This is a genomic window from Nostoc sp. ChiSLP03a (assembly GCF_034531215.2).
GTDB lineage: Bacteria > Cyanobacteriota > Cyanobacteriia > Cyanobacteriales > Nostocaceae > Nostoc.
Genome location: NZ_JAVRBQ020000039.1, coordinates 1 through 10,065, shown reverse-complemented (window position 1 = coordinate 10,065; position 10,065 = coordinate 1). Strand labels below are relative to the sequence as shown.

Genomic DNA, 10,065 nt, shown 5'->3' with positions numbered 1-10,065 from the left:
TTTCTCTTCTTTACAAGCTTTACGCGAGCGCATCCAAGAAATCTTCGACCAACTCACATTTGAGCAGGTAATTTCTGTCTCTTCTTATAACTTTATCTTGGAAGCTCTATTCTATGCAGCTTCATATTAATTTGGTATAAGGTCATATCGATGTGGTAATAATTACCTTTGTAAGTCCCTAACCGTTCTCCCAACTCAGCCGGACTTTCCACATGACGGGCGATGATTGAATGTTGCAAATTGGGCGAATATTGCGCCAGTTTATTAATCACTTTGTCTGCAACTTTATTTTTCAGTTCATCCGTCCAACCCGTACCTTTTAAACCTGTACCGTCTGCACCAGCAATTTGATAAGGTGCAAAAAACTCTATCCATAATGTATGCTTGCCTTCTGGTGCCATCGATGGATCGAGTCCGGTAGGCATTACCACATACATCGATGGGTCTTCATCAGGAATTTTACCCAGAGTAATCAGACTATGAGCTTGTTCTACATGATTGACGGAATCAGCAATCAGAATAGAACCCATCAGATAATTATCTTGATGATTGTGGTGGACAAAGCACAACGGTTCAGATAAAGCACAATCGATTTTGAGGATGGTTTCATTGTTGTTGACGATGCGGCGATCTAACCTTTCGCGCAAGTTGCGTAGCTTGCCGCCGTAGGCATCGCTATTATCGACATCGCTACTATCTATTAGTTGCAAGAATAAGCGCTTGGCATCAATACTTGAAATTACACCTTTATTCGCACGATATTCTTTGCCACTAGCAACCCGCACACCAACTGCTTTACCATTATCTACCAATACTTTTTCTACCTTTTGGTCGGTGAGAATCGTACCACCTTCACTTTTTACCATTTTCACCAAAGCTTCCACAAGTCCACCACTACCACCACGCGGTCTTGCCATACCAGGATTATGACGTAACATCATCATTATCGCCCCAAAGGACATAGCTTTTTGTGAAGGAGGGGAACTTAGTTCGGCTGAGAGTCTAGCCAGAGGTGCTTTGACAAACTCAGAATCGAAGTATTCGTTAATATTATCTGTGGCACTGCTGAGTAAGGTACGCAGTAAATCAAGGGTTGTGTTAGAGCCACCTAGAAGGGAAAATAAGTCTTGCAGACTATTGAGATTGTAATTACCAGCAATATCAACAATTGATTTAGGTGGTACATTGAAGAAAGGAGCAATCCCTGTGATAAAGCGCTGCCAAAAATCGGCATATTCAGCGTATTTTTCAGCATCACGCTGACTGTAACGGGCAATTTCTGCACAAGTCTTTTCCACCGATTTGTGAGCTAAGAAGTACTTCCGATCTGGATGGGGGCAAAAGGCAACTGGATCGCAGCTAAGATATTCCAAACCGTACTTGTGCAGTTCCAACTCTTGGATGACTGGCCCTAAGAAAATAAACAGATGGTTAATGGCGCAAGGACTAAATTTAAAACCAGGTGCTTCATCAGGCATAAGTTCTTCAGTTGTAGAACCGCCGCCGGGGAGCGATCGCCCTTCCAATAACAGAACGCTGTAACCAGCTTTTAGTAGGTAGCCAGCACAAACTAAGCCATTATGACCAGCGCCAATAATTACAACGTCATATGATTCCATGAGTGCAATGGGGGGATTAAAGTATATTCCCTGATATTAGAAAGTGCTGAAGATATCTAAATCTTTCGTGGGTTATAGAATATTTATATATCTAGTAGTAGTGTTTTGATCGCCAAGAAGTAAATTTATTTTTAACTCACTTTATTGTACGCAACCAAGAAACACTATAAATAAATCTAGATTTTATATTATTTATAGTTGGTAGCAGTTTTTACTTATATTCATGTAGTCATTTCTTCTAGTTCCTTGAGGTGCTGTGCGTTCACAAGCCATTTCTCTTCATAGTTAGATTTATCTGTACCATATTGACTTTGTTGCTCTTTTAGTATTGCAATTTCATGATTAATTATTGGTAATGCTTTCCCTTGGATAATTACTTTTTTTAGCAACTCAAACCGTGATGTTTCATTAATTTGACGCAAGAGTTGAGAGATACAACGACTAATAATAACTTCATTGCTAAAAGCAAGAATGCTATGAGATTCATCATCTTGAGATAATAATTGCTCGCTGACATCAAACAAAGCTTCTACAACTGAAGGGATGTAATTCACAGGAATTTCTCCAGTGGAATTTTCTAGCTGTTCTATAAACACCCTGGCTTGCGTTGTGCCGTTTGGAAGCTTTTGTTTAGTAAGTTCTATCAAAGAATTTCTAAACTTCTCTCTATTTTCAACCAAACCAAGGATAATTTTTATCTGAATATTAGACAATTTACTTGCTGATAACGACAGACGAAAGTAAATAGGAAATATTTCTAAACTACACACACGTAGCTGTTCGCGCCATTCCAATTGCTTTTCATCTAGAGAAGTATTACCCAAAATGAATTTTAATTTAGGAAAAAGGTGCATTAGCAGGTTTTTAATAGGCTGCTTGTCTTCATCTCGCAGTTGAGCAATCCAGGTATTCAGAAGATTCTTGAGTTCGTCTATTGAAAGGTTTATCTCTCCTACAAAAATATGAGGATTTTGATGGATTATACTATAAATTTTTGGACAAAAGACTCGCAAAGACTCAATGGCAAGGAAATCAACAGGATTTACTTCATCTTTTACTGCTGGATACGTCACCGTTAAAGTATTAATAAAACGAGTAATATCGCGGATGTTAGTAATAAAGTGTTCTATTCCTTGAAAGTAAATATCACCCCAGCGACTTTGGTTTATTTGTTGTTTTGGAGTTTCCGCAAATATATTATCGAGCTTTGCAAAAAGCAGCTTGCGAAGTGAGGTTTTATCAGCAATAGGTAACTCAAAACTAACTTGAATAATTTTTTCTAAGTATGCTTCTTCAGATATTTCTTTAGTATCTGCAATTTTTCTCATTACAATTTCTTTATCAAAAACCAGAAGATAGACAAGATTAGTAAAATTTCGCATTGCTTTAAAAATACGAAATAACTGCTTGATATCTTCCGCAGCCAATCGATCGATATCGTCAATTGTTACGACTATTCGCCGTTGCTGCTGTACTAACGTATCTTCTACTTCTTCTTTTAATTCGCCAGCTTCCTTGTCCTTATCGTCCAATAATGCTGCTAATGCCTTGCCAGTTTGAGCATAAGGTAGAGGAATGTCTGAAATAACGGCGGCAAAATCAGCTACTCTCTCTCTCAAACCTTTTGGCACAGATGACTCTTTGCTTAAAACGTTTTTTAATTGGTCAAAAAAGCGCCTTGTGATATTTTCGTGTCCAGAGAATAACCAAGGATTAAAAGGAACGATGATTGGTTTCTCCTCCTCTGGTTTTTGCTGAAGATAGTGAACTACAAAGTTTAATAATGTAGATTTGCCAGAGTTCCAAGAACCGTAAACTGCAATAACGAAACCTTCAGGAAAGCTCATTTTACAAATGCTGTCTGCTAGATACTTGGCAAAGTTCGCATTTCCTAGCAGGTCTTTTTCAGGATCGACTAAGGAGCTATCTACCGATATATCGTTGATTTCTGTCTGTGCCATAAAAGAGTTTTTGATTCATGTTGCGATCGCCTCTATCGGGGCGTAGCTCATCGTGACACATTCAGTAGCATGAGCAATGATACCTTAAGATAGAAATTTTCAGTGAAAGAATTTCCTCAAGACTTATGCAATTGGTTTTAGATTACTTATTTGGCATCGCTGAAATTAATAACAGAGACAGTACTTTTCCCAACTCCAAAACTGTTTCTAAAAATTTCTAAGCCAGAAATTCGCCAAAGTCTCAAGGCGTTAACTTTTGAAAGTGTCTTTGCTGCGGTTCTTTATAGTATCATCGGCGGCGCGTTGCTCAGTAATTTCTTGCTAGAGTTAGGTGCTGGGGCAGCCGAAATTGGTCTACTCGCCGCTATCCCTCAGATGGTGAATCTGCTCCAACCACTAGGAGCGTATTTGGTAAATCGAAGTACCAGCTTCCGTTGGTATTTTATGTGTATTTTCATCCCGTCGCGGCTGCTATGGTTGATTCTTCTACCAGCGATTTGGTTGGTTACTTCATCTCGTATTACTGGATACCAAGTAGTACAGTTGACATTGGCAATTCTCTTAGTAGCTAATATCATCGAAGCTTTCGGTCGTGCGCCTTGGCTTGGGTGGTCAGCTGTGTTAGTACCTCAACGGTTGCGGGGGCGATATTTCGGCTTTCGCAATAGTATTCTCGGCTTGACTAACCTTGTTGGTGTACCTCTGCTAGGTTTAGCGGTATCAGCTTGGCCTGGTGGAACCCTTCAAGGTTATAGCACTGTCTTGGTTGTAGGAATCATATTAGGGCTAATCAGTGTCGGCTGTCAGTTCTGGATGACTGATATAAACCCGCAGCTTTTAAAAGTTGGGGATTCAGACACATCACAGCCGCAGACCCAAGGAATAGATTTGAGCTTGTTTAAAGATGCTAATTTTTTGAAGTTTGTGCTTTACCTGAGCATCTGGTGCTTTGCTGTTAACATCAGCAATCCTTTCTTTAACCTCTATATGCTGGATAACCTGGATATAGATATTAGTGTAGTAACGATTTATCACGGCTTAGGAACTGGTGCGAATATGCTAATGCTGCTTTTGTGGGGTAAACTGGCCGACCGAATTGGGAATCGCCCACTACTACTATTAGTGGGAATCTTGGTGGCGGTGACACCTCTGCTATGGCTTTTGGTTGGAAGCGATCGCATTTCTTTTTGGATCTGGCTACCCTTGTTACACATACTAGCTGGTGCAACGTGGGCAGCAATTGATTTGTGTACCAACAATTTGATGATGGGAATAGCACCGTTGGGTCATCAGTCGAGTTATTTTGCGATCGCAGCGGCAATTGCTGGTATCACTGGAGCAATGGGTATTACTGTCGGTAGCTTTCTAGCAACTCTGTCCGGTGTTGCGGGTTTGCTGGGGTTGTTTGTTCTCTCAGGCTTACTACGCATGGCTGCACTTGTACCCTTAGTTTTTGTTCAGGAGCAACGCTCTATACCACTAGGCCAGCTAATGCGATTCTTATTCCCAATCAAGCAATCAACCGATCTGATAGAAGTGGAATAATAAGTTTTCAATTATGTATTTCAACAACATCCCAGCAAACTATAGTTTAAAACTACTCCCAAATTTCTACGATCGATGAAACTTGATAATGCCAGATATCAACAGTGGCGGTGTTTAAGGGAGCCATTGTAATCCCTTTTCCTGTAATTTATGCTCGATATGCTGCATTTCCTGGATAGTTTCTCCAGTCACGATCGCATAAATTTCGGTGTAGATTTTTCCGTATTTGACCTTCTCTAAAGCCGACAGGATAATTAAGTCTTTGCGGTCTAGTTCTGGTTTTAAAGTTACTAAAATTGAATCCAACGTTCCTTCCATGCGGTAGCTACTAGAATATTTAGCAACTTCCTTTCCCAGTCCTAATAGGGTGTGACGCTGTAAGCACAACGGAGTCGATCCATTGACTCGGAAATTGGCATCGATCGCATAAAATTGTCCGTTTCGATCTTCTAGCACATCAAACCCAATCACGCCGAAATAACCATGTTTGTAAGCATACTGACCAATGGCGGCAATCATCTCAAAGAACTTGCTCGTGTCAGTGTTGCGGTAGTCAATTAGTCCGCCTAAATAATTACCTTCTGGAGTGACGAGTTGTCTGGTAGTGCCGATGAGGGTTATCTCTCCCGTTTTGTTGACATAAAACTGTACGCAGTAATTCTGCACCTCATTCTTGACGAACTCCGAGACAATAATTCTATCGAGCGACTTAATATCAAGATATTTTCTGATTTCTTCAAAACAGTAGTTTAGATCGCTGAGGCTTTTGATAATATAAGTGCCTTCTCCTGAGAGTCCGTGGGACGTTTTAATTAAGTAGGGAAATTGTGGTAAATGAATGTCTTCGAGATTGACTTCATGTAAATTGTAGCTTTCGTATTTTGGACATTGCACCCCCAATTCGGCTAAAGTTACTTTGCTGAGTAAGCGGTAATGGGTGTCTGAATCAACAGCGTGTTTTTCAGGTTTTAAACAATCGAAAGGAAATAAAGTGATGAGTTTGTCAAAATGTTCGCTCTGACTGAGGTCATCCAAATAAGTTGAGCAATCCATCATCGATGGATTGAAGTTGCTGAAGCCGAAATGCTCTTGCCAGTATGCAAGCAGCGACTTTGGCGGCGGATTAATCACAATTCCAGGAATGCGATCGCCTAATACAGCTAGATTTTTCCACGGTTCCTTCTGACAAATCTTGTCGAAGGAGGTTTTGGTGGCTTCACTACTGCCATCTTGAATAAAATATTTTTTTCGGTTAGGATAAGCAGCCCAACTGGCAGTTGCAGGGTAATTTAAAATAAACCCATAAGATGCATCTGTGATATCAAGAGCAAACAAGTCAGAAAGAGAATTTCCTTGAAAGTATTGAAAATTATATTTTGAGTTCATTTAGCCCTCCGATAAACCACATCCCTCGATGAATGCGGTTGTTGATAGCAAACAAGTATCCTTATTTTATGAGTAACATCAATTTCAAAAAAATTACGAATTCCGAATTCCGAATTGGTATGAGTTATTTCTTAGTAAAGGCAGCCACCTTGTCTTGTCCTGCGGTCATATAAGCACAAGCCATGTGTGATGAATTATACGCCCAGCCAACGCGTCCTTGACGGTCTATGAGGATGCACCCAGCTTCACCTTTAACCTTAGAAACCAAAGCGTCAATTGCCATCTGTGCGGCTTCATCTGGATGGCGATCGCCACTCAAAAAATCGATCGCAGTTTTAGCCAAAACCACCGGGATAATCGACTCGCCATCACCTGTTGTTGAACAAGCGCCGATTTTATTATCAGCGTACAAGCCACAGCCAACAAGCGCAGTGTCACCGACGCGACCTTGTTGCTGCTTAGTAGTACCGCCAGTTGAAGTGCCAGCAGCTAAAACACCGCTAGCATCCAATGCAACACAACCTATGGTGTTGGGGCGATCAATAACTTCCCGATCTTCCTTCCACTGTTGCCATTGTTCTTCGGCTATTAAGTCTTCTTTTTTACACATTTCGGCACCACAATCTATAGCGAAGCGTTCTCCACCCCGCGCTACTAGCAGCCTGGGTTTTTCATCCATAATTTTTCGTGCAACCGAGATGGGATGACGTATACCTTGAACTGCTGCAACTGCTCCCCAACTTAAAGAGCCTTCCATAATCGCCGCGTCTAACTCCACTTCTCCGTCGCTGTTGAGAGTTGCGCCAAGGCTGGCGTTAAATGTCGGGTCAGCTTCCAAAACACGAGTAGCTGCTTCAACCGCCTCGGCGGCTGTACCCCCACTAATTAGCACAGCCCAACCAGCTTCTACTGCTGCTGTACAGCCTGCATTGTTGGCTGCAACTTTGTCGTCTGTGATGGTTTTTGCTCCACCGTGGACAATGATAGTCGGTGTCATATAATTTCTTCTTGTTATAGGACTCATATTTGATTGCGTGAAAAAAACTTAGTACAGCTTTATTCCTTCTTCCCAGTCCCCAGTCCCCAGTCCCAGTCCCTAGTCCCTACGATTAATTCAGAAATCAAATCAGATTGCTATAGTATGAATTTTGTGGGACTGCAATCGCTTTAACAGGTTCGTCAATTAGTTGTAGCGATCGCATTTTTAAAGTCTCTAAACCCAAGTGCTGGGTTGCTGAGATAAACACAGCTTCGGGATAATCTTGTTGAACCCTAGCCCAGGTTTCGCTATCTACTTTGTCAACCTTGTTAAAAGCAATCAAACTTTTTTCTGGAATCTCAGGCATTTCTTCAAGTATTTCCAGCACGCTTGCAATATGACTTTCCCAAGCTGGATGGGACAAATCCACGACATGAATCATCGCATCAGCCTCAACAACTTCCTCCAATGTGGTGCGAAACGCATCCATCAGTGGTGGTGGAAGTTCGTGAATAAACCCTGAGTTTTTGAGCTAAAAGGGTCATAAAGCTCTTGCAGTCGTTTAATTTGGCTAGCTTTTATTCCCTGAACATTGCCATAATTTTTTTGCATAAAAATAATAATTTACAGGTGATTTTTATTTCTGTATATTATTTTTGTTTGTTTAAATTTTGATTTAATCTACCATGAGAAATAAGCAATTTGACTATAAATACTTACCTCAAAATGAAGCTTACTATCAAATGGCTTATAGACCAATTAAGTAAGGTATTAACCAATGAATGAGACTGTAAACGTGTAAGTTTCACTATGGTTAACCCAGACACACCAGCAGAGGTGCAGAGAACATAGATTAGAAGTCTTTGATTTACATACAATTATTGTTCGTTAGCCACCAAGAACGCAAAAGAGCGATAGCTTCTTCTTTTTGTTTGGCTTCGACTTCAATCCACGGTGCTTGGTAGTAGACGTTAGGCATATCGGTAATCAAGTCACTGTGTTTTCGGTCATTGAAAGCTTGCTCACCATTGGAAATATGAACTAATTGCCAATCTGGATTTTTCCAAGTTTCTCGCGCTGCGTAAAACATGGATGCTACACTCGGATCATCGTAGCTATCCAAATTTTCGTGGCAAATATGGTGATGGGCATCAAATACCATCGGCACACCAGCTTGCTGACATACTGCTAAAATTTCATCAGCACTATAGGCGTATTCATCGTTTTCTAGAGTCAAGCGGCTTTTGATGTTTTCTGGTAGTTCAGAAATTACTTTTACTAGTTGTTCGGGACGTTGAGATTTGCCACCATGAATATTCATCAATGACCAAGGCGATCGCGGTAATCCCAGTAAGTCAAGTATACGTGCATGTCCTGCTAGATTTTTGATACTTGCCTGTACTACTTCAGGGGAATCAGAACTTAGCACTACAAATTGATCTGGATGCAACACCATTCTGATCTTCAATGCATTTGCTCGTTCGCCAATTGTTGCTAAATCAGCGCTCATTGCTTCTAATATATTTGCGCCGATTTTGTCTTCTAAGTCACTTAGGGGAAATAAATTAGAAGACATCCGATAAAGTTGAATTTTATTCTGCTGACAAAAGGAGAGAGCATCATGTAAGCGTTGTAAATTATGCCGATACAGTTCACTCAGGGCACTTTCGCGATCGCCAAGGGAAAGTTTTAAGTATCGGGTGCGTGTAATTGTCCGAAAGCGCACTTGTTTGTCTGAGGTGATGCAAACTAGCCCTAAAGAGGGCTGTGTACTTTTTTGGCACTGCTGTGCATTAGGTAAATTTTGAAACTCGATTGCGCTCATTAACTAATACTAACTGATACTTGTTTGAAGCCATTCTTTAATTTAAACAAGTTCTTTCATTAGTTTACGAGTACCGAAAGAATGAATTTCTAATCCTTACAGGATGTTTTAAATTATAGGACTCATATTTGATTGCGTGAAAAAAACTTAGTACACCTTTATTCCTTCTTCCCAGTCCCCAGCCCCCAGCCCCCAGTCCTTAGTCTCTACGAGTAATTATCCGAATCAAATCGGATTGCTATAGTCTTTACTTATGTCGTTGTTGATGCCATTGCCAAGCATGAGCGATAATTTCGTTCAGATTAGGATACTCTGGATGCCAACCCAATATTTTAGTTGCTTTGTCGCTGCTGCCAACTAAAATAGGAGGGTCGCCTGGCCTGCGATCGCGTTCTTCTATTTTAATTTCTTTGCCTGTTATCTCTTTAGCAATTTCTATTACTTCTCTGACTGAAAAACCACTGCCATTTCCGAGATTAAATACTTCACTTTCTCCACCTTTGAGCAGATATTCTAAACCTAAAATATGGGCTTGTGCCAAGTCATACCATTTCTGTATGAAGCTGCGCTAAATTATTCACAAGGGTGTATTTGGTAAAAGTGTAATGGGTCTCAAATTGCAAGTTGAGATTAAACAGAGCCGAGAAGAATTGGAAAAAGCTGTTAAATATGCCGCAGAAGGTAGTAGCAAAGAGCGATTACAAATGCTCTACTGGCTAAAAACTGGTCAAGCTACAAGTAGGCGATCGC

Annotated in this window: 6 protein-coding genes and 2 pseudogenes; 1 reads left to right on the top strand and 7 read right to left on the bottom strand. The window is 40.7% G+C overall.

Translation table 11 applies throughout. The features are described from left to right. Nucleotides 1-92 precede the first annotated feature (92 nt). Nucleotides 93-1,619 carry an NAD(P)/FAD-dependent oxidoreductase gene (locus RMY32_RS06030; RefSeq protein WP_322713854.1) on the bottom strand — a complete coding sequence of 509 codons (1,527 nt, stop codon included), beginning with the start codon at nt 1,617-1,619 and terminating at the stop codon, nt 93-95. A 221-nt stretch (nt 1,620-1,840) separates the two neighbouring features. Further along, entirely contained in the window at nt 1,841-3,580 is a 1,740-nt protein-coding gene (locus RMY32_RS06025) for a KAP family NTPase (protein WP_322713853.1), read from the bottom strand. 150 nt (nt 3,581-3,730) lie between these two features. Here RMY32_RS06025 and RMY32_RS06020 point away from each other — a divergent pair, with 150 nt between their 5' ends. Then, nucleotides 3,731-5,125, top strand: a complete 1,395-nt coding sequence (locus tag RMY32_RS06020; protein ID WP_322713852.1) for an MFS transporter — start codon at nt 3,731-3,733, stop codon at nt 5,123-5,125. A gap of 114 nt (nt 5,126-5,239) precedes the next feature. On the opposite strand, the gene RMY32_RS06015 is transcribed toward RMY32_RS06020, so the two are convergent. From RMY32_RS06015 to RMY32_RS05995, 5 genes and pseudogenes are all read right to left on the bottom strand, one after another. Beyond that, complete coding sequence (locus RMY32_RS06015; RefSeq protein WP_322713851.1) at nt 5,240-6,511, bottom strand: carbamoylphosphate synthase large subunit; 1,272 nt, start codon at nt 6,509-6,511, stop codon at nt 5,240-5,242. Nucleotides 6,512-6,635: 124 nt separating this feature from the next. Next, nucleotides 6,636-7,508: an isoaspartyl peptidase/L-asparaginase family protein gene (locus tag RMY32_RS06010; RefSeq protein WP_322713850.1), complete on the bottom strand. Its 873-nt coding sequence runs from the start codon at nt 7,506-7,508 to the stop codon at nt 6,636-6,638. A 124-nt stretch (nt 7,509-7,632) separates the two neighbouring features. Further along, nucleotides 7,633-8,010: pseudogene (locus RMY32_RS06005) on the bottom strand (GTPase HflX); the annotation flags it as partial. 348 nt (nt 8,011-8,358) lie between these two features. Beyond that, entirely contained in the window at nt 8,359-9,315 is a 957-nt protein-coding gene (gene uvsE, locus RMY32_RS06000) for a UV DNA damage repair endonuclease UvsE (protein WP_322713848.1), read from the bottom strand. Between the two features lie 247 nt (nt 9,316-9,562). Continuing rightward, nucleotides 9,563-9,859, bottom strand: a pseudogene (locus tag RMY32_RS05995) (UDP-glucose 4-epimerase GalE); the annotation flags it as partial. Nucleotides 9,860-10,065: the final 206 nt, after the last annotated feature.

Excerpts from the sequence above, each read along its gene's own strand:
- RMY32_RS06010 (WP_322713850.1), bottom strand. The coding sequence starts at position 7,508 with ATGACACCGACTATCATTGTCCACGGTGGAGCAAAAACCATCACAGAC.
- uvsE (WP_322713848.1), bottom strand. The coding sequence starts at position 9,315 with ATGAGCGCAATCGAGTTTCAAAATTTACCTAATGCACAGCAGTGCCAA.
- RMY32_RS06015 (WP_322713851.1), bottom strand. The coding sequence starts at position 6,511 with ATGAACTCAAAATATAATTTTCAATACTTTCAAGGAAATTCTCTTTCT.
- RMY32_RS06025 (WP_322713853.1), bottom strand. The coding sequence starts at position 3,580 with ATGGCACAGACAGAAATCAACGATATATCGGTAGATAGCTCCTTAGTC.
- RMY32_RS06030 (WP_322713854.1), bottom strand. The coding sequence starts at position 1,619 with ATGGAATCATATGACGTTGTAATTATTGGCGCTGGTCATAATGGCTTA.